Source organism: Humidesulfovibrio mexicanus (assembly GCF_900188225.1).
Lineage (GTDB): Bacteria > Desulfobacterota > Desulfovibrionia > Desulfovibrionales > Desulfovibrionaceae > Humidesulfovibrio > Humidesulfovibrio mexicanus.
Genome location: NZ_FZOC01000009.1, coordinates 48,689 through 67,478 on the forward strand (window position 1 = coordinate 48,689; position 18,790 = coordinate 67,478).

The 18,790-nt window shown below is 67.6% G+C and carries 15 protein-coding genes; 8 read left to right on the forward strand and 7 right to left on the reverse strand.

The window, feature by feature from the left end; translation table 11 throughout:
• The first annotated feature begins 19 nt into the window (after positions 1-19).
• Positions 20-1,081, forward strand: a complete 1,062-nt coding sequence (locus tag CHB73_RS15285; RefSeq protein WP_089275474.1) for a glycosyltransferase family 9 protein — start codon at positions 20-22, stop codon at positions 1,079-1,081.
• A gap of 310 nt (positions 1,082-1,391) precedes the next feature.
• On the opposite strand, the gene cobA is transcribed toward CHB73_RS15285, so the two are convergent.
• Together cobA and CHB73_RS15295 are read right to left on the reverse strand one after the other, a co-directional pair.
• Positions 1,392-2,897, reverse strand: a complete 1,506-nt coding sequence (gene cobA, locus CHB73_RS15290; RefSeq protein ID WP_089275475.1) for a uroporphyrinogen-III C-methyltransferase — start codon at positions 2,895-2,897, stop codon at positions 1,392-1,394.
• An 81-nt stretch (positions 2,898-2,978) separates the two neighbouring features.
• Positions 2,979-5,720: a valine--tRNA ligase gene (locus tag CHB73_RS15295; protein WP_089275476.1), complete on the reverse strand. Its 2,742-nt coding sequence runs from the start codon at positions 5,718-5,720 to the stop codon at positions 2,979-2,981.
• 114 nt (positions 5,721-5,834) lie between these two features.
• Between CHB73_RS15295 and CHB73_RS15300 the strand changes: the two genes are divergently transcribed.
• The 3 genes from CHB73_RS15300 to sugE all read left to right on the forward strand — a co-directional run bounded on the left by CHB73_RS15300 (position 5,835) and on the right by sugE (position 8,510).
• Positions 5,835-7,199 carry a type 1 glutamine amidotransferase family protein gene (locus CHB73_RS15300; protein ID WP_089275477.1) on the forward strand — a complete coding sequence of 455 codons (1,365 nt, stop codon included), beginning with the start codon at positions 5,835-5,837 and terminating at the stop codon, positions 7,197-7,199.
• 102 nt (positions 7,200-7,301) lie between these two features.
• Entirely contained in the window at positions 7,302-7,940 is a 639-nt protein-coding gene (locus CHB73_RS15305) for a nucleoside deaminase (RefSeq protein ID WP_179217085.1), read from the forward strand.
• A gap of 252 nt (positions 7,941-8,192) precedes the next feature.
• Positions 8,193-8,510, forward strand: coding sequence for a quaternary ammonium compound efflux SMR transporter SugE (sugE, locus tag CHB73_RS15310; protein ID WP_089275479.1), 318 nt, complete (start codon positions 8,193-8,195; stop codon positions 8,508-8,510).
• Between the two features lie 154 nt (positions 8,511-8,664).
• On the opposite strand, the gene CHB73_RS15315 is transcribed toward sugE, so the two are convergent.
• The 5 genes from CHB73_RS15315 to fliJ all read right to left on the reverse strand — a co-directional run bounded on the left by CHB73_RS15315 (position 8,665) and on the right by fliJ (position 13,032).
• Complete coding sequence (locus CHB73_RS15315) at positions 8,665-8,931, reverse strand: RNA recognition motif domain-containing protein (RefSeq protein WP_089275480.1); 267 nt, start codon at positions 8,929-8,931, stop codon at positions 8,665-8,667.
• A 262-nt stretch (positions 8,932-9,193) separates the two neighbouring features.
• Entirely contained in the window at positions 9,194-11,044 is a 1,851-nt protein-coding gene (locus CHB73_RS15320) for a hypothetical protein (RefSeq protein ID WP_089275481.1), read from the reverse strand.
• Positions 10,995-11,861 (reverse strand): tRNA pseudouridine(38-40) synthase TruA, encoded by an 867-nt coding sequence (gene truA, locus CHB73_RS15325; RefSeq protein ID WP_089275482.1) that lies wholly within the window; start codon positions 11,859-11,861, stop codon positions 10,995-10,997. The genes CHB73_RS15320 and truA overlap by 50 nt, the downstream gene beginning before the upstream one ends.
• Before the next feature lie 78 nt (positions 11,862-11,939).
• Complete coding sequence (locus CHB73_RS15330) at positions 11,940-12,668, reverse strand: MotE family protein (RefSeq protein ID WP_143337423.1); 729 nt, start codon at positions 12,666-12,668, stop codon at positions 11,940-11,942.
• A complete protein-coding gene (gene fliJ / locus CHB73_RS15335) occupies positions 12,592-13,032 on the reverse strand; it encodes a flagellar export protein FliJ (protein ID WP_089275484.1) in 441 nt (146 codons plus the stop codon). Before fliJ ends, CHB73_RS15330 begins: the two co-directional genes overlap by 77 nt.
• A 135-nt stretch (positions 13,033-13,167) precedes the next feature.
• On the opposite strand from fliJ, the gene CHB73_RS15340 reads away from it, so the two are divergent.
• The 4 genes from CHB73_RS15340 to CHB73_RS15355 all read left to right on the forward strand — a co-directional run bounded on the left by CHB73_RS15340 (position 13,168) and on the right by CHB73_RS15355 (position 18,780).
• Entirely contained in the window at positions 13,168-13,851 is a 684-nt protein-coding gene (locus tag CHB73_RS15340; RefSeq protein WP_089275485.1) for an HAD family hydrolase, read from the forward strand.
• Between the two features lie 9 nt (positions 13,852-13,860).
• Positions 13,861-16,368 carry a sigma 54-interacting transcriptional regulator gene (locus CHB73_RS15345; RefSeq protein WP_089275486.1) on the forward strand — a complete coding sequence of 836 codons (2,508 nt, stop codon included), beginning with the start codon at positions 13,861-13,863 and terminating at the stop codon, positions 16,366-16,368.
• A gap of 371 nt (positions 16,369-16,739) precedes the next feature.
• On the forward strand, positions 16,740-18,086 hold the full coding sequence (locus tag CHB73_RS15350) for a dicarboxylate/amino acid:cation symporter (RefSeq protein WP_089275487.1): 1,347 nt from the start codon (positions 16,740-16,742) through the stop codon (positions 18,084-18,086).
• A gap of 34 nt (positions 18,087-18,120) precedes the next feature.
• Positions 18,121-18,780 carry a succinate dehydrogenase/fumarate reductase cytochrome b subunit gene (locus tag CHB73_RS15355; RefSeq protein ID WP_235641627.1) on the forward strand — a complete coding sequence of 220 codons (660 nt, stop codon included), beginning with the start codon at positions 18,121-18,123 and terminating at the stop codon, positions 18,778-18,780.
• Positions 18,781-18,790 lie beyond the last annotated feature (10 nt).

Here is an 18,790-nt window from a genome sequence, read left to right on the forward strand (position 1 = left end):
GGACCCAGGAGCCGCGCCCATGAGCGACCTCTCCACCCGCGAATTCCGCAAGATCGGCCTGTGGCAGACCGCCTTTCTTGGCGATGCCGTGCTCACCCTGCCCTTTGTCCAGGTGTTGAAGGGCCGCTACCCGGAGGCCGAAATCCATTTCTTCGTGCGCGCCGGGCTCGAAGGGCTGTTCAGCGCCCAGAAGGAGCTCGCCAGCGCCCGGCCCTTCGCCAAGCGCGGCAGCCAAAGGGGCCTGCTCGCCGCCCGCGCCCTGGGAAACGAGCTCTCGCTCGAGGGCTTCGACCTCTGGATCTCCCCGCACGCAAGCCTGCGCAGCGCCTACATGGCCAGAAGCGTGGGCGCGCCCGTGCGCATCGGCTACGGCTCGCCCTGGTTCAACTGGCTGGCCTATACCCATCTGGTGGACCGCCGCTTCGACAGCTTGGAGGAGATCGAACGCATCTTCCAACTGGGCGGACCGCTGGGCATTTTCGCCACGGCCGAAACCCCGGCCCCCCTGCCCCGCCTGGACATCGCGCCCGAAGGCAAGGCCCGGGCCGATGAAATTTTCTCCGGCCTGCCGCACGGGCCGATACTGGGCATCCATCCCGGCTCCACCTGGCCCACAAAGTGCTGGCCCAAAGAGCACTTCGCAGAGGTGGCGCGCCGCGCCTTGGCCGCCGGAGCCGTGGTGCTGCTCTTCGCCGGGCCGGGCGAAGAGACGCTCGCAGCGGACATCGAACGCGAAGCCGGGCCCGCTCCGGGCCACCTGGTGAACCTGGCCAACATGCTCACCCTCCCGGCCCTGGCCGCCTGCCTGGGCAGGCTCGACGCCTGCCTGACCAACGACTCCGGCCCCATGCACCTGGCCTGGGCGCAAGGCGTGCCGCTGGCCGCCTGCTTCGGCCCCACGGTCCGCTCCCTCGGCTTCTTCCCGCGCGGGCCGAACTCCCGCGTGCTGGAGACCGACCTGGACTGCCGCCCCTGCGGGCTGCACGGGCACAAGGCCTGCCCCCTCGGGCACCACCACTGCATGAAGGACATCCGCCCCGAACGCGTGTGGGACGTGCTCAAGGGGATGCTCGGCGTCTAGCCCCCCTGCTGGCGGACAGGTCGGCAGCAGCCGGAGGACAGGAATATGCCTCCGGCGGCCGGGGGGCTTCGCGCCCCCCGGAGCCCCTGCGCACGCGATGTGGAGACTGCGGGCGGGAGCCCGCAGTCTCCACATCGTGAGCATGGGTCCAGAACGGGGGCCTCTTCGGCGCAACGTCCAGAATCCCCGCCTCTCCCCAGACCGTATCCTCTCCCGCCAGAACCCTTGCCGGGCCGTCATGCTCGGCAAAGGGATTCCAAAGGGCCCGCGGCCCTTTGGCGGGAGCAGGGGGCGGCGCCCCTTGATTCCGTTATATGCCTTGGGCCAGGGCGGCGGCCAGGCCGGGGATGGTGTAGTCCTCGGGCTGGATGTGCGGGGTGAAGCCGAAGCGCGAAAGCGTGTTGGCGGTCACCGGCCCGATGCAGGCGATTTTGACATCCGGATACTGTTTGAGGGTCTCGGGCGACAGCAGGGTGAAGAAGTTCTCCACGGTGCTGGAGCTGGTGAAGGTCAGCGCGTGGATCTTGCCCTTTTCCAGCGCCTCGACGATTTCCGCCGGGTCCTGCTGGGTCAGGCGCGTCTCGTACACGGGCAGCACGCGCACATGCGCCCCGGCGCGGGCAAGCTCCTCGGGCAGCACTTCGCGCGCGACCCTGGCGCGCGGAATGAGCACGTTCTTGCCCGCTATGCCGCGCTCCAAAAGCCCGGCCACAACCTCCTCGGCCACGTACTTCGCCGGAACGAAGTCGGGCGTGACGCCGCGCGCCTTCAGCTCGTCGGCCGTGGCCGGGCCTATGGCCGCCACGCTGATGCCGCCCAGGGCGCGCGTATCCAGGCCGATTTCGGCCAACTGATTCCAGAAATGCTTCACGCCGTTGACCGAGGTCAGGATGAGCCAATCCACCGCGCCAAGGGTCAGGATGGCCTTTTCCACCTCTTCGTAGTCGTCCAGCGGCTCCACGGTGATGGTGGGGAATTCGTAGACGCAGGCCCCCAGGTTCTTGAGCACGTCGGCCAAGTCGCTGGCCTGCTCACGCGCGCGGGTGACCACAACGCCCTTGCCGAGCAGGGGTTTTTTCTCGAACCAGGCGAGCTTGTCCGCCAGGGAGCACACGCCGCCCACGATGATGATGCTGGGCGCGGCGAACTTGCGCTTCTCGGCATCGGCGGCCACGTTCTCCAGGGTGCTGACCATACTCTGCTGGGTGCAGCGGGTGCCCCAGCGCACCAGGGCCACCGGGGTTTTGGGGTCGCGGCCGTTCGCCATGAGGTTGCCCGCGATCATGGGCAGGTTCTTGACGCCCATGTAGAACACGAGCGTGCTGGTGCTCTTGGCGTACACCTCCCAATTGTGGCCGGTCTCCTCCTTGGTGGGGTCCTCGTGCCCGGTGATGAAGCAGACGCTGGTGGTGAAGTCGCGGTGGGTGACCGGAATGCCCGCATAGGCCGGGGCGGCCACGCCCGCAGTGACGCCGGGCACCACCTCGAAGGGAATGCCCGCCTCCACCAGTTCCTCGGCCTCCTCGCCCCCGCGGCCGAAGACGTACGGGTCGCCGCCCTTCAGGCGCGCCACGCTCTTGCCCTCCTTGGCCTTGGCGATGATGAGCTGGTTGATCTGGTCCTGGGGCAGGGTGTGGTCGCCGCCCTTCTTGCCCACGTAGATGATCTCCGCGTCCGTGCGGGCGTATTTGAGGAAGTCCTTGTTGGCGAGGTAGTCGTAGACCACCACGTCGCAGGTCTCGATGAGCTCCTTGGCCCGGATGGTGAGCAGGCCGGGATCGCCGGGGCCTGCGCCGATGAGGTGGACGGTGGACATGGTGTTCGCTCCTCGTGGCCTGGATGTATGGCCGTGCCGGATGCCCGGCGGTATGTGTTTCGCTGTCCCGGACGGGCGGCCTTATTCCCCTTCCGCCAGGGCGTTCTTCAAGCGCTCTTGCAGTTCGGCCAGCTTGGCGCGCGCGTCCTCGATGCCCGCCAGCTTCTCGCGCTCCGCGGCGACGATGTCCGCCGGGGCGTTGTTCGCGAAGCCGGGGGCGGAGAGCTTTCCCGTGATGGCGGCGAGCTGCTTGTCCAGCTTGCCAAGCTCCTTGTCCAGGCGGGCCACCTCGGCCCCGAAGTCCACGATGCCCTTCAAGGGCACGAACACGCGCGCGCCCTCCACCACGGCGGTGCCGCTGGCGCGGGGGCCGGTCTTGCCGGGGCCGATGTCGGCGGAGTCCACACGGGCCAGCTGGGCGATGAGGTGCACGTTGTCCGCCAGCACGGAGAGCGCGCCATCGTACGCGCCCTCGGTATCCACCACCAGGGGCAGCTTCCTGGCCGGGTCGATGCAGAGCTCGGTGCGGATGGTGCGCACGCTGCCCACCAGGCCCTGGAAAAAGGCCATGTCGCGGGCGGCCTTGGCGTCGCGGCAGCCTGGCCTGCGCTGCGGGTAGGGCAAGAGGGCCAGCTCGCGGCCGTTGTTTTCCTCGGGAATGCCCGGCAGCACGCTCCAGATCTCCTGGGTCACGAAGGGCATCACCGGGTGCAGCAGCACCATGGTCTCGGAAAGCACGGTCAAGAGCACGCGGCGGGTGGCGTCCTTGGCCGCCTCGTCCTCGCCGTACAGGTCGCCCTTGGCCATCTCCACGTACCAGTCGCAGAACTCGCTCCAAATGAAGCGGTACAGGCTCTGGGCGATGTCGTTGAAGCGGTATTCCAGGGACGCGCTCTCCACTTCATCCTTCACTTCCTCCAGCCGGTGCAGAATCCACCGGTTGGCCAGGGGGGCGTTCGTAAGCGCCTCGTCCAGCGTGGCCCTGGGGGCCTCCGGCAGGTTCATGAGGGCGAAGCGGGCGCTGTTCCAGATCTTGTTCACGAAGTGGCGGTAGCCCTCGATGCGCTTTTCGGAAAGCTTGATGTCGCGGCCCATGGCGGCGAAGGAGGCCAGGGTGAAGCGCATGGCGTCCGTGCCGTACTTGGCGGTCATCGCCAGGGGGTCGATGACGTTGCCCGTGGACTTGCTCATCTTCTTGCCCTGCTCGTCGCGCACAAGGGCGTGCAGGTACACGTGCTTGAAGGGCACCTCGCCCATGAAGTGGATGCCCATCATCATCATGCGCGCCACCCAGAAGAACAGGATGTCGAACCCGGTGACGAGGACGCTGGTGGGATAGTAGGCCTTCAGGCGATCGGCGTCGCGGTCGGGCCAGCCCATGGTGGAAAACGGCCACAGGGCCGAGCTGAACCAGGTGTCCAGCACGTCCTCCTCCTGGGTGAGCGCGCCGCCGCATTTGGGACACGCGGCCGGGTCCTCCGTGGCCACGACCATCTCGCCGCAGGCCTGGCAGGTCCAGGCCGGGATGCGGTGCCCCCACCAGATTTGCCGGGAGATGCACCAGTCGCGGATGTTGTCCAGCCACTCGAAGTAGGTTTTCTCCCAGTTGGGCGGGAAAATCTGGGTCTGCGCGGGCACGGCCTCGCGCGCGGCCTTGGCCAGCGGGCCCACCTTCACGAACCACTGCTCGCTCACATGGGGCTCGATGACGGACTTGCAGCGATAGCACTCGCCCACGCTGTGGTCGTGGTCGGCGATGTCCACCAGCAACCCCGCCGCCTCCAGATCCTCCACGATCTTCTGGCGGCAGGCGGCGCAAGCCATGCCGCGGTAGGCCTCGGGCGCGTTGTCGTTCATCAGGCCCTTGTCGTCGATGACCGTGATGACCGGCAGGTCGTGCTTTTTGGAGAGGGCCCAGTCGTTCATGTCGTGGGCCGGGGTGATTTTGAGGCAGCCGGTGCCGAACTCGCGGTCCACGTAGGCATCGGCGATGACGGGAATTTCCTTGCCGACCAAAGGCAGAACGACCTTCCTGCCCACGGCCGAGGCGTAGCGCTCGTCCTCCGGGTGCACGGCCACGGCCACGTCGCCCAGCAGGGTCTCCGGCCGGGTGGTGGCCACGATGAGCTCGCCCGCCCCGTCGGCAAGGGGGCCGCCGGCCATTTTGTAGCGGATGCGGTACAGCTTGCCCTTCTTGGGCGCGTGCTCCACCTCGTCGTCGGCCAGGGCGGTGTGGCAGCGGTTGCACCAGTTGACGATGTAGTTGCCCTTGTAGATGAGGCCCTCGCCGTAGAGCCGCACGAACACCTCGCGCACGGCCTTGGAAAGTCCTTCATCCATGGTGAAGCGCAGGTTGTCCCAGTCCACGCTGGCGCCCAGGCTGCGGATCTGGTTCAGGATGCGGTCGCCGTACTCCTTCTTCCAGTCCCACACGCGCTCGATGAAGGCCTCGCGCCCCAGGTCGTCGCGCTTCTTGCCCTCCTTTTTGAGCTGGCGTTCCACCACGTTCTGGGTGGCGATGCCCGCGTGGTCGGTGCCGGGCACCCACAGGACGCTCTTGCCCTGCTGGCGCATGAAGCGGCACAGGATGTCCTGGATGGTGATGTCCAGCGCGTGGCCCATGTGCAGCGCGCCGGTGACGTTCGGCGGCGGAATGACGATGGAGAAGGGCTCCTTCCGGCCTTCAAGCACGTCCTGGGGATCGGGGGTGAAGGTCTTGTTCTCCACCCAGTGCCTGCCCCAGCGGGCTTCCACGTCTGCGGGCTCGTAGCCCTTGGGGAGCGCGACTTCTTGGGGATTCTTCGCGGCGGTGGCGTCGGACATGTGCTCTCCTTGGTCGCGCGCGGGCGGTGTACCGCCCTCCGCCATGCGTCCCCAAGGGGATTGCCAGGGGGAGCGGGCGCGGATAGGGTGCCCGGAAACCCTGGGGGCGGCTGAATGACGCGCGTTTTCGTCTTGTGGGATGACTCGCACCTGTGGGGCCTGCTTGTGCTGCGCTTTCTGCGCGCGCTCCGGCTGCCCCACAAGATTTTGCGCGCCCATGACATAGCCGAGGGCGCGCTGTCTGGCAAGCCCGCCGCCTTCTGCGGGACCGCCGGGGAAGGCATAGCCGATGGCGGAGCGCACGACGCCCCGCCCCTGCTCATCGTGCCCGGAGGCTGGGCGCGCGGCAAGGCCCTGCGCCTGGGTCCGGCGGGCGTGCAGGCCATACGCGGCTTCGTGGCGCAGGGCGGCTGCTACCTGGGCTTCTGCGGCGGGGCCGGGCTGGCGCTCACCAGCCCACGGCCGGGGGATTCCCTGGGCCTGTGCCCCTGGGGCCGCATGGGCTTTGCCGGGCGCCTGCAACATTTCCTCTCCGGCGATGTGCGCCTGGCCCTTGCACCGCAGTCCGGCGGCCTTGCCCTGCCCGGCGCGCAGGAACTGCTGGGCCAGGTGTGGTGGCCCGCCCAGTTCGCGCCGTCCGGCGACAAAGACGGCGAAGGGGACGGCGGCGTGACGGTGCTGGCCCGCTACTGCGGCCTTGGGCCGGATTTCCAGGTGGCGGACTTGGCCCTTGCCCGTTTCCCGGACGAGGCGCTCTCGGACTGGGAAAACCTATACGGCCTGCAAGTGCGGCCGCACTTCCTCTTCGGCCGCCCGGCGGTCATTGCCGGAACCCATGGGCAGGGGCGCTACGTGCTCTCCTACCCGCACCTGGAAACGCCGGATTCGCCCCAGGCCAACGCCTGGCTGGCGCATTTGCTGCACAGCCTGGCGGGCGCGCACTGCGCGGAAGCGGCCAGCCCGCCCTGGCGCGTAGGCGGCGCGCCGCCGCGCTGGCCCGATGCCGCGCTGCTGGCGGCCAAGGCCGCCGTGGAAGAGGTCATCGCCCTGGGGCAGGAGCACCTGCTGCTGTTCTGGCGCAACCCCTGGCTGCTGGGCTGGCGGCGCGGCATTCCCGGACCGGGCGTCAACAGCCTGTACGCGCTTGTGTGCGAGGCGCTGGAATGCGCCCCGCCAGCGCCCGGCGGCCCGGCCGCGGCCTTCTGGGAGGCCAGCCGGGAGGAATTCGCCCGGCTCGCGGCGCTGTTCCGGCAGGGGGTTTCCGGCCTGCTTCTGGCCGAGCGCCTGGACATGACCGTGCGCCAGACGCCGGGCATGGACGGGGGGGACGAGGTGTTCGCGCGCAGCCTGCGCGACATGCGCGCCGCGCTCTTCGGCCTGCCGCCCGCCTCGGGCGGGGTGTGCGGGCAGATGCTGGCCATGCTGGAGGAACTGCTGGCGCGGGCGTGGGAGGCGAACGGCATCCAGCCTACCCGATAAGGTCCGGCGCCATTTTTCACAACGAATCATGTTTGTTCACAAATAACCACGGTGCAGCCAAGAATGTGGCGTCCCCCCATTTTTTTGCCAAAGGACCGGTGCATGTCTCCCGCCAGCAAAAAGCATTTCCCTTCACTCTTTTCCTTCCTCCTCCTCACCATCGGCCTGATCTGCGGCACGGCACACGCGCAGCCGCAGGGGCACACGGCGGACGATACGGCCGCAACACTGGCGAACGCTTCCCTCAAGGAACACGAGCCGTTCATCCGCAGGTGCTACCAGTTGGCCATAGACGCCGGAAAGAAGGGGAACCATCCTTTTGGAGCCCTGCTGGTGCACAAAGGCAAGATCGTACTGGAAGCGGAGAACACCGTGTTGACCGACAACGACTTCACCAACCATGCGGAGATGAATCTTATTGCGGAGGCGGCGCGCACGCTGTCAAGGCAGATCATCCCGGAGGCGACCGTGTACACCAGTTGCGCGCCCTGCGCCATGTGCACCGCGACCCTCGCGATGGCTGGCTTTACCCGAATAGTGTACGGCGTCTCCCACGACGCTCTCAACAAACGCTTCGGGCTCAAGGGCAAGTCCGTGTCCTGCCCGGCCCTGTTCAAGACCATGGGCATGGAGCTGGAATTCGTCGGGCCGGTTCTCGAAAAGGAAGGCCTGCGTGTATTCGACTTCTGGCCCGAGAAAGATCCGCACGCGCAAATGCTCAAGAAGCAGGCGCGCAAGTAAATCCATGCCAAAGTCGGCACGCCGCCCCCCCTGGACTTCACGCTGCAGCGGATTGGCCGACACCAGTCCGGCGGCGGACCTTCTCCAGGCGCTTTGACGACGCAATGCCCCGTTCTTGACGCCCACGTCCATCTGGACTAGCGCATTCCCTTCGCTGCCCATCCGGCCCGGCGGGACGACCCGCCGGAGGACAAACCGTCCGCGCCGCCCGTTCACGGGGACGACCCCGCCAGCCTTCAAGGAACACACATCATGCCGTGGATATATCTGGTCATCGCCGGGCTCTTCGAGGTGGCCTGGGCGGTGGGACTCAAGTATACGGAAGGCTTCACCCGCTTTGTGCCCTCGGTGCTGGTGGCCGGGGCCATGGTCGCCAGCATGGGCCTTTTGGGCCTGGCCGTGCGGCATCTGCCCATCGGCACGGCCTACGCCGTGTGGACGGGCATCGGCACGCTTGGCGCGGCGGCGTTCGGCATGGCGGTGCTGGGCGAGCCCGCCGGGGCCCTGCGCCTGTGCTGCATCGGCCTCATCGCCGCGGGCATTGCGGGGCTGAAGCTCCTGCCCGCGTAAGCGCGCGGCCGGGCGCAGTGCCGGGGCCTCCGCCCAGACGTCTGCGGCAAGTCCGCCGGGCCGCTCGCCGAATCGCCCGCAACGCGCAGCGCCGGGCGCAAAAAAGCCCCCGCGCCATGACGGACGCGGGGGCCTGTTCCATGCGGCGTGGTGTCTAGTAGCGGCGGGGCGGGCGGGGAGCACGCTCCTTGGCTTCGTTGACGCGCAGGGTGCGGCCGCCGAAGTCTTTGCCGTCCAGGGCCTCAATGGCCTTGGCGGCGCCTGCGTCCTCCATCTCCACAAAGCCGAAGCCGCGGAAGCGGCCGGTCTCGCGGTCCATGACGAATTTGACCATCTGCACTTCACCGTAGGTGGCGAACAGATCGCGAATCTCGTCTTCCTTGGCGCTGAAAGGCAAATTACCGACGTAAATGGACTTCATCGCTTCCTACTCCTCAAAAGTGAAAGACACGAATACCCGCCTTGCGTCGCCGTGGCGCGGCTCACCCGAAGCCGTGTTGCGGCGCCCCAAGCTTGCCTTGACCTATAGGCCGCACTATCCCAGCGAACCAAAAACAGCAAGAGGGAAAAGGCCAAAATGAAAGCATGTTGCAGGTTTTTTTTCCTCTTCAGCGGCAGGCTATGCCCTGACTGACCGGGCTTCAAGGCGCGGAGCCTTACGCATTGGCCGATTTCCTGGCCAACTACCCCTTGCGGCTCAGGATGCCGCCGCTGCCGGAAAACGCGGAAAAATCCAGCGTTGGCGCAGCGTCGTACAGGTCCAGCAGCTGGTTGGAGCGTTCCACCTGCGCTTCGGTGCGCGCCTCGCAAACGCGCAGGGCCGAGGCCGAGGCGTCCTCTTCCGCCCGCTCCCGCGCGGCTGGGGCGATCCAGGCGGCAGCCGCGGCGTCCTCGCCGCCAGCACGCGCGCCCCGCGCCTCGCTCTCCAGCGCCGTGAGGAAACCGCCGCCGCCCGTCAGGGTGTCTTGAACCTCATCCGTGCGCGACAACAGCGCCACCAGAAAACGTTCCTCGTCCAGCCACAGGCTTTGGCCCGTGCGCGCCACGCCGATGGAATCGAGCGCCGTGGAGCGGCTGGCCGCGAGACTGGTCCAGGTGTCCACCACACCGGCGCGCACCTCGCCAGCGTTGCGGGAAAGCAGGTCCTGCACCTCGTTGTAGGAATCGAGCACCGCGGCCAGGGCGTCGGCCAGGGCCTGCGCACCCTCCTGCACGCGCACGGGCGCGGCCTCCCCGAACACGCCGGACGCCGTCAGCGTCAGCCGCCCGGAGTCGGCGCTGAAAACCCCGCTGGGACTGGTGCGCGTTCGGCCGTCGACGACCATTGCAGCCTCGCCGCCATATTCCGCCGGGTCGCCCAGGCCCAAGGCGTCCAGCAGCCCCTGCGCGGCCGCGTCCGCCCCGGAAAGCCTGAGCCGCCAGCCGCTCTTGCCCGAGGTCTCCGTCACCTCCAGGCCGCTGGCCTCGGCAAGGCCGCGTTCGCCCGTGGGCAGCTCGTACACGCGGGTGGCGGGAACAAGCCGCGCGGCCATGGAGGGCGAGGCCGAACCCAGCACCCGCGCCATGCGCGCCAGCACCTCGCCCCAGGTGTCGCCGCTGGCCACCTGGATGCTCACCTCGCCGCTCTCCCCCGCAGCCCCGGAGGCCGGACCCACGAGGTAGTCCAAGGTGTAGGCGCCGGGCGCAAGGGTGGTCTCGGCCTCGGGGTCGAAGCCCTGGCTGGCGTAGCGCGTGGCCCTGGCCGTGGACAGCACGGCCGCCTTGGTGACGCCGATCGCGGCGATGCCGTCCGCATCTCCGGAAACGCCCGCCAGCCGTTCCGCCGCCCCGGCCGAAAGGTCCAGCCAGCGCGTAAGGGCCGAGGACGCGCCCGTGGTCGCGGCGAGCGACGCCGCCTGCCCGGCCTGCGAAGCATCAGCCGAAAGCACCAGCGCTTCCCGGCCGATGAACATGCCCGAGGCGTTCCGGCGCACCTCGGCCTCCACGGCCAGGGACGAGGCGTTCACGGCCTCGGCCACGGCGTCGTGCACCTGGCCGGCCGTCCAGCCCGCGCCGATGTCCACGCTCAGGCTGTCGGTCTGTTCGCCAAGGGAGAGGGTAAGGCCATAGGTTCCGGCGGCCAGGCCGGAGGCGGCGGATTCGCGGCGCTGGCGGCTGGCCAGGCGCTCCTCCAGGGACGACGCGCCCGGCTCGTTGACGCTGGCCGCAAGCGCGCCAAAGGCCTGGCCGCCCACGCTGGCCGTGCGCGCGCCCAGGGGCGTTGCGCCCAGGCCCAGTCCGCCCACGGGCCACTCCACGGCGTCCAGGCGTTCCTCCAGCCGCGCGAGCGCCCCGGAAAGCGAGGCCGTGAGACTGCCCACAAGGCGTTTCTGGGTGGTGGAGGACAAATGCTGCCGGGCGTCGTCCAGGCCGGATTGGGTGGGGCCCACGCGGGCGCGGGAGCCGTCCACGTACAGGGAGACCCCGGCGGGCAGGCCGGTGGCGTCAGCTCCCCCGGCTATCCCCGGGGAGCCCCCCCATTTGATGCTCGTCATGGGCCGCGTCCTTCGAAGGCGCGCCCGCGTCCGGGGCGTCGTCCCCCTCGCCGGGGTAGAACACCCGCTCCATGCACAGGCCCCTGGCCGGGGCCGTGGCCGGTGCTGCGGCGCGGTCGCGCTTCTCAAGGATGCATCGGACATCGCCGGGCGCGACTTTACCCCGGCCCACCTCCACCAGGCAGCCCATGATGTTGCGGACCATCTGCTTCAAAAAGCCGTTGGCCTGGAAGCGCCAGACGCACTCCTCCGGCCCGGGGCCCGGCTCGCGCCAGATGCGCATGAGGGTGCGCACCGTGCCGCGCGGCCCCAGGGGCGTGCCCAGGTTGCGGAAGCTGTTGAAGTCGTGCGTGCCCAGCAGCAGGGTGGCGGCCTGGTCCATGGCGGCCAGGTTGAGCCCTGGCGTGGCCCACACGAAGCGGCGGCGCAGGGGATTCACCGGCCCTTGCCCCAGCCACAGGGTGTAGCCGTAGATCTTGCTTGCGGCGTTGAACCGGGCGTGGAAGCCCGCTGGCGCGGGAACAGCGGCAAGCACGCGCACGTCCGGCGCAAGCAGGCTGTTGAGGGCCTTGTCCCAAGGCACGCGGGCATACCGCTCCGGCACGTCGAAATGCGCGCGCTGCCCCAGGGCGTGCACGCCGGAGTCCGTGCGCCCGGAGGCCTCCACATGCGTCGGTTCCCCGACGACACGGGCGATGGCGGCCTCCAGATCGCTCTGCACCGTGCGCACGCCGCCTTGATGCTGCCAGCCACAGAAGTCGGTGCCGTCGTAGGCCAGGGTAAGCATGATGCGGGTGGTGGTCGTCGTCTTCGCCATGGGGGCGCAGGTAGCACAGCCCCGGCCGGGCGTCCACGGGGAACGCCGGGCCGGGTCTGTGCGAATGGGGCGGGAATTTTACTGGGCCGGGCCTTGCATCGGGGCCTGGATCTTGGTCATGGCCTCGGTGAGCTTGGCCGCCTTGTCGGTCTTGATGTAGGTCATGATCTCGCCGGCCACCTTGGGCTTCATGCCGGTCAGGATCTTGACGGCCAGGTCCTGGTCCATGTTGGAGAGCACCTCGGCCGCCTGCTTGGCCTTCATGGCCTGATACGTGTCCACCTGCCGCTTGATGCGCGCGTCCTTGAGGCTGTCGGCCTCGTCCAGCAGCTTCTTGATGGAGGCTTCCACGCGCTTCATCTCGGCCAATTTGTCGTCAATGCTCTTTTCCATGGCGGTGAGCGCGCGTTCCTTGGCGGCCAGTTCGGCCTCGCGGCGGTTGGCGGCCCCGGCCTCGCGGCTTTCGCCCACCTTGGGCTGGGGAATGGCGCTCTCGGCCAACATGCCGCCCTCGCCCAGGGCCTCGGCCAGGGGCGCGGCCAGGTCGGCCGGAGCGTCCGGGTCGGCCGGGACGGGCTTGGCCGCCTTGCCGGACTTGGCCGATTGCGCGGCCAGGGCGCTGGGAACGGGCAGCATGTCCTGCTCGGCCAGTTCCTGCCACAAATCAATGCCCAGGCTGCCCAGCACGGCCAGCTTCACGGCCGCCACCACGCACAAGGCCACAAGAACCTTAATGATCTTGAAGCTTATGCCGGAGCGTTGCCATTTCGTCGTATTCTTTTTGTTCAAGGAGATTTTCTGCGACATGGTGTTTCCCGGCCTGCCTGTCCTTGAGTTTTTCCAAGAGCTTGCGATTCCTGGAGCGGAGCACGGCTTCCTGCCGCCGGGTTTGCAAAATCGAGGCCAGACGTTCCAATTCGGCAGTGGCAGCGGCCTCGTCGCGCTCCAGGGCCTCGCGGTAGCGCATGAAAAGCCAAATATCCGCCTCGGTGGCGCTCTGCCCGAAGCCCGCGGCGTTGTGCGCGGCAAGCCGCTGACGCACGTCCTCCAAAGCCTGCTTCTGGGCGTCGTGGGCGGCCTGGGCCTGGGCCAGCGCCATGCGCGCCTGGTCCTCCAGCTGGCGTCGGAACTCCAGCACCTTTTGCAGTCGGAACACGAAGGGCTTGGCCATGCCCCGTGATGCCACGTCGGCCCCGGCCCGGCAAGCCCCCCGGCCGCAGCCCTCCACGGCCTTGCACGCGGGGCGGGGGGCGTGTAGATTTCCGCCACCGCGCCTTCGCGGCCACATGCAAAGCCAAGGAGCCCCATGAACATCCCCCCGCGCGCAGTGATATTCGACCTGGACGGCACCCTGCTGGACACCCTGGACGATCTGGCCGACTCCGGAAACGCCGTGCTGGCCGCCCTTTCCCTCCCCGTGCACCCGGTGGACGCCTACCGCTACTTCGTGGGCCTGGGCATAGAGGAGCTGGTGCGCCGCATGTTGCCCGAGGACCGCCGCGACCCGGACTTCGTGCGCGAGGCCACGGCCATGACCGGGGTGGAGTACAAGCGCCGCTGGAAGGACAAGACCAGGCCCTACCACGGCGTGGACCGGATGCTCGCCGGGCTTGGGGAGCTGGGGCTCCCGGCCTGCGTGCTGTCCAACAAGCCGCAGTATTACACCGACATCACGGTGAACGAATTCTTCCCGAGCGCCCCGTTCGTGCACGTGCGCGGGGCCAGGCCCGAAGTGCCCAACAAGCCGCACCCGGCCGGCGCGCTGGCGCTGGCGGCCGATCTCGGACTCACGCCAGGCGAGGTGGTCTTTGTGGGCGACACCGCCACGGACATGAAGACCGCGCGCGGCGCGGGAATGCTGCCCGTGGGCGCCCTGTGGGGCTTCCGCGACGAGGCCGAACTGCGTGAGAACGGGGCGCGGGACATCATTTCCCGGCCGGATGAATTGCCGAAGCTGCTGGCCGGGCTGATGGGACGCGGCAAAGGCTGAACCACATCCATGCGCCGGGCCGAGCACAACACTCCCCTGAACGTGCAGGGCGACGCCGAGCTGCTGAACGCAGTGAACGCGGGCGTGCTGCTGCTGTGCGCGCGCACCGGCGCGGTGCTTGAGGCCAACGAACGGGCGCGCGCCATGCTCTGCCCCGGGGGGGACCCGCCGAAGCTCGCCGCCCTGTTCCCAGGAGGCGGATTCCCGCTTGAGGATCTGCTGGAAGGCATAAGCGGCGTGGAAACCCGCGTGCGCGGGGCCCAGGGCCGCAGCGTGCCTGTGCTGCTGGCTTCGCGCCGGGTTGAAGGGGGCGCGGGCGGCCTGCTGCTGCTCACCCTGACCGACCTTTCGCTTTTGCGCCGCGCCGAGGCCCGCTACCAAAGCTTCTTCGAGAACGTCATCGAGGGCGTGTTCCAGTCCACCAAGAGCGGCCGCTACCTCATGGTGAATCCCGGCCTGGCCAATATCCTGGGCTTCGACTCGCCGGAGGAGCTCATCGCCCACTTCAAGGACCTGCGCAGCCAGCTCTACGTGGACCCGGCCGACCGCGACACCCTGTTCCGCGTGCTGGGCAAAGCCGGGCAGATCAAGGGCTTCGAGACCCGCTTCATCTGCAAGGACGGCTCCACGCGCTGGATCTCCCTCACCGCGCGCGAGGTGCGCGACCCCACCAGCGGCGAGTTGTTGTACATCGAAGGCCTGAACATCGACATAACCGCCCGCAAGGAGGCCGAGCGCGCCCTGAAGGAGAGCGAGGAAAAATTCCGCCACACCTTCGACCAATCGCCCATCGGGGCCAGCATGGTCAGCCTGGACAACACCTTCCTGCGCGCCAACGAGGCCTTTTGCCGCATCACCGGCTACACCGAGCCCGAACTCAAACGCATCACCTTCGACTCCATCACCCACCCGGACGAGCGAGGGGAAAGCCTGCGCCAATACGACCGCGTCAAGCGCGGCGAGATCGACTCCTGGGAGCAGGACAAACGCTACATCACCAAGGACGGGCGCGAGGTCTGGGTGCACCTTTCCGCCGGACTGGTGCGCGATTCGGCCGGAACGCCCCTGTACCTGCTGCCCATGGTGCAGGACATCAACCACCGCATGGAGACCGAGCGCGCCATGCAGGCCATCCACGCGGAAAAGGAGCGCCTGCGCGCCGGGCTGGAGGCCGTGTTCCGCTCCATTCCCGACGCCATCATCACCGTGGACACGGACATGCGCGTCATCCAGACCAACCGCGCCCTGTCCGAGGTCTGCTGCATCGGCTCGCGCCTGGAGAAGGCCACCGACCTGGCGGGCGTCAGCGGCTCGTGCAGCCGGGGCTGCTTCTCCATGCTCAAGACCACCCTCGAAACCCGCAAGCCCGTGTTCGAGCATCGCGTGGAGTGCCGCACCAAGACTCCGGGCAAGGTGGTGGTCATCAACAGCTCGCCCTTGATCGACCAGGACAACAACTTCGCCGGGGCCGTGCTGGTCATCCGCGACATCACCCGCCTGGCCGATTTGGAGAAGCGCCTCACCGACAGGCACTCCCACCGGGGCATTGTGGGCAAAAGCAAGGTGATGCAAGACATTTACGCCGTGCTGGACCAGCTTTCCGACGTGGAGTCCACGGTGCTCATCACCGGCGAATCCGGCACCGGCAAGGAGCTCATCGCCGAGGCGCTGCACTACGGCGGCTCGCGCTCCAAGGGCCCGCTCATCAAGGTCAACTGCTCCGCGCTTTCGGAAAGCCTGCTGGAAAGCGAGCTTTTCGGCCACATGCGCGGGGCGTTCACCGGCGCCATCCGCGACAAGATCGGCCGCTTCGAGGCCGCCGAGGGCGGCACCATCTTCCTGGACGAAATCGGCGACATCTCCCCGCGCATCCAGCTGAACCTGCTGCGCGTGCTGGAACGCAAGGAATTCGAGCGGGTGGGCGACTCGCGCACGAAAAAGGCCAACGTGCGCGTGCTGGCCGCGACCAACGTGGACCTCATGGACAAGATACGGCAGGGGCTCTTCCGCGAGGACCTCTACTACCGCCTCAAGGTCATGGTCATCCAGCTGCCCCCCCTGCGCGAGCGCACCGAGGACATCCCGCTCTTGATGGGGCACTTCATCAGCCAGTTCCAGACCAGCTTCGGCAAGCGCATCACCAAATGTTCGGACGACGTGATGCGCCTGTTCATGACCTACCCCTGGCCGGGCAATGTGCGCGAGCTCAAGTACTCCCTGGAGCACGCCTGCATCCTCTGCCCTGGCGGCGAAATCGGCCGGGCGCACCTGCCTGCCGACCTGCTGCGCTTCGAGCAGGGCCTGCCAGGACTTGGCGTTCCGGGCCTGCGTGCGCCAAGCCGCGCCGCCACACCAGCCGCCGCCCTGGACCGCCCTCGCGGACACGCGGGCCTGACGCGCGAGGATGTGCTGAGCGCCCTGGCCCACGCGGGCGGCAACCGGGCCAAGGCCGCGCGTCTGCTGGGCGTGGACCGCCGCACCCTGTACCGCAACATGGCCAAGCACCAGGTATCCTGAGCCCTCCCGGCGGTGCGGGACAAAACATGTGGCGCCACACATATGAGGCGCCACACATGTGGCACACGCCACACTTCCTTCCTTGGGCAAGGAAACGGGGCCAGCCGCGTCATTTTCGTGCATCTACAAGGAATACCGAACAAAAATATGGCCGCAAACCTTGCGCCGCTTCCCCCTCCCCCATGGCACGGCTATTGCTCAAAGCGCCAACGGCCCGCGCCGCTGGCCCGAAGCCCTGGGGAGGGCACGGGAACACGACACGGAGCCGATGAGGGGAGCGGCCGCCTTGCGGCCGAAACATCGCGCCACACGCGGGAGGGGGGCTCCCGGCGCAAACCACTGAGCCGCACAGCGGCCCAAGGAGCAGGGGCATGGCAGAAGCTGGAGCACGGAAACCGATCTACAAATCACTCTATTTCCAGGTCATCATGGGCATCTGCATCGGCATCGCCCTGGGCGTTGTCTTCCCCGGCAAGGAGGGGCTGGCCGCGCAGATGAAGCCCTTCGGCGACGCCTTCATCAAGATGATCAAGATGATCATCGCGCCCATCATCTTCTGCACCGTGGTGGTGGGCATCGCCAAGATGGGCGACATGGGCAAGGTGGGCCGCGTGGGCATCAAGGCCATGCTCTACTTCTGGACCATGACCCTGATGGCGCTGATCATCGGCTTGGTGGTGGTGAACACCTACAAGCCCGGCGTGGGCATGAACCTCGACGTCTCCACCCTGGACATGAGCGCGGTGGAGAAATACGCGGGCAGCGCGCAAAAGCTCTCCACGGTCGACTTCATCATGCACATCATCCCCAGCAACGTGGTGGACGCCTTCGCCAAGGGCGAGATCCTGCAGGTGCTGTTCTTCTCCATCTTCTTCGGCCTGGCCCTTTCCAGCCTGGGCGAAAAGGCCAAGACCGTCACCAGGTTCATCGATGAATTCAGCAAGGGCCTGTTCAAGGTCGTGCACTACATCATGTTCTTCGCGCCCATGGGCGCGTTCGGCGCCATAGCCTACGTGGTGGGCGCGCACGGCGTGGGCAGCCTCCAGCAGCTCATGTACCTCATGGCCGGGGTGTACACCACCTGCATCGTGTTCATCTTCGGCGTGCTGTGGACCGTGTGCCGTTTAACCGGCTTCAGCCTGTGGCAGTACCTCAAGTTTATCAAGGAGGAGATCCTTCTTGTGCTCGGCACCAGCTCCTCGGAATCCGCCCTGCCGCGCATGATGGCCAAGATGGAGGTGGCGGGCTGCAACCGCTCCGTGGTGGGCCTCACCCTGCCCATGGGCTACTCCTTCAACCTCGACGGCACCTGCATTTACCTGACCATGGCCGCGGTGTTCCTGGCCCAGGCCACCAACACCCCGCTTTCCCTCAACGACGAGCTCTACATGCTGGGCATTCTGCTTTTGACCAGCAAGGGCGCGGCCGCGGTCACCGGCGGCGGCTTCATCACCCTGGCCGCCACCCTGGGCAGCCTGCACACCATCCCAGTGGCTTCCATAGCCGTGCTTCTTGGCGTAGACCGCTTCATGAGCGAGGCGCGCGCCATCACCAACCTCATCGGCAACGGCATCGCCACCATCGTGGTGGCCAAGTGGGAAGGCGCCCTCGACGCCGACGCCCTCAAGCGCGCGCTCTCCGGCGCGGGCGAGACGGACTCGCCCGAGGAAGTGCTGGACGGGGCCATGCAGCCCGTGACCGTGCGCGTGGACGAGTAGCAAGCATAACCGTTTCGAAGTTCCTGGAGGATCCATGTCCCAACCCATGACGGCCAACCACCCCACCCTGGCCATAAAGCGGCTGGACGGGCTGCTCGACTGGGCGCAAATGCTCACGGGCGTCGGCCTCATCGCCTTCATGTGGGCGCACATGCTGCTTGTGGGCAGCGTGCTTGCAAGCCCCGCCATCATGAACGCCATCGCCGCCTTTTTTGAGGAAAGCGGCATGGCGCAGGTGGGCGGCCCGCTCATCTTCGCCCTGTTCCTGGCGCACTTCGTGCTCGCCGCGCGCAAAATCCCCTTCCGCCTGGAAGGGCAGAAGACCATCTGGGAGCACGCCAGGCTCATCCACCACGCCGACACCTGGCTTTGGGTCGTGCAGGCGGCCAGCGCCATGGTCATCCTGATCATGGGCGCCATCCACATGTGGGCCGTGCTCTCGGAGCTGCCCATCCACGCCCTCAAGTGCGCAGAAACCCTGCAAAAGAACAAGTGGTGGCTGGCCTTCTACCTGCTGCTGGCCCCGCTGGTGCATGTGCATCTGGGCATCGGGCTGTACCGCATCGCCGTGAAATGGGGCTTTGCCAAACGCGCGGACCGCAAGGGCCTCAAGCGCTTCGTATACGCCCTCATCCTGGTCTCCGTCGGCATCAGCGTGCTGACGCTGTTCCGGTTCTGGTTCATGGAAGCCTAGGGAGACGAAA

Coding starts and splice junctions, on each gene's coding strand:
- CHB73_RS15285 (WP_089275474.1), top strand. CDS start 20: ATGAGCGACCTCTCCACCCGCGAATTCCGCAAGATCGGCCTGTGGCAG.
- cobA (WP_089275475.1), bottom strand. CDS start 2,897: ATGTCCACCGTCCACCTCATCGGCGCAGGCCCCGGCGATCCCGGCCTG.
- CHB73_RS15295 (WP_089275476.1), bottom strand. CDS start 5,720: ATGTCCGACGCCACCGCCGCGAAGAATCCCCAAGAAGTCGCGCTCCCC.
- CHB73_RS15300 (WP_089275477.1), top strand. CDS start 5,835: ATGACGCGCGTTTTCGTCTTGTGGGATGACTCGCACCTGTGGGGCCTG.
- CHB73_RS15305 (WP_179217085.1), top strand. CDS start 7,302: ATGTCTCCCGCCAGCAAAAAGCATTTCCCTTCACTCTTTTCCTTCCTC.
- sugE (WP_089275479.1), top strand. CDS start 8,193: ATGCCGTGGATATATCTGGTCATCGCCGGGCTCTTCGAGGTGGCCTGG.
- CHB73_RS15315 (WP_089275480.1), bottom strand. CDS start 8,931: ATGAAGTCCATTTACGTCGGTAATTTGCCTTTCAGCGCCAAGGAAGAC.
- CHB73_RS15320 (WP_089275481.1), bottom strand. CDS start 11,044: ATGACGAGCATCAAATGGGGGGGCTCCCCGGGGATAGCCGGGGGAGCT.
- truA (WP_089275482.1), bottom strand. CDS start 11,861: ATGGCGAAGACGACGACCACCACCCGCATCATGCTTACCCTGGCCTAC.
- CHB73_RS15330 (WP_143337423.1), bottom strand. CDS start 12,668: ATGTCGCAGAAAATCTCCTTGAACAAAAAGAATACGACGAAATGGCAA.
- fliJ (WP_089275484.1), bottom strand. CDS start 13,032: ATGGCCAAGCCCTTCGTGTTCCGACTGCAAAAGGTGCTGGAGTTCCGA.
- CHB73_RS15340 (WP_089275485.1), top strand. CDS start 13,168: ATGAACATCCCCCCGCGCGCAGTGATATTCGACCTGGACGGCACCCTG.
- CHB73_RS15345 (WP_089275486.1), top strand. CDS start 13,861: ATGCGCCGGGCCGAGCACAACACTCCCCTGAACGTGCAGGGCGACGCC.
- CHB73_RS15350 (WP_089275487.1), top strand. CDS start 16,740: ATGGCAGAAGCTGGAGCACGGAAACCGATCTACAAATCACTCTATTTC.
- CHB73_RS15355 (WP_235641627.1), top strand. CDS start 18,121: ATGTCCCAACCCATGACGGCCAACCACCCCACCCTGGCCATAAAGCGG.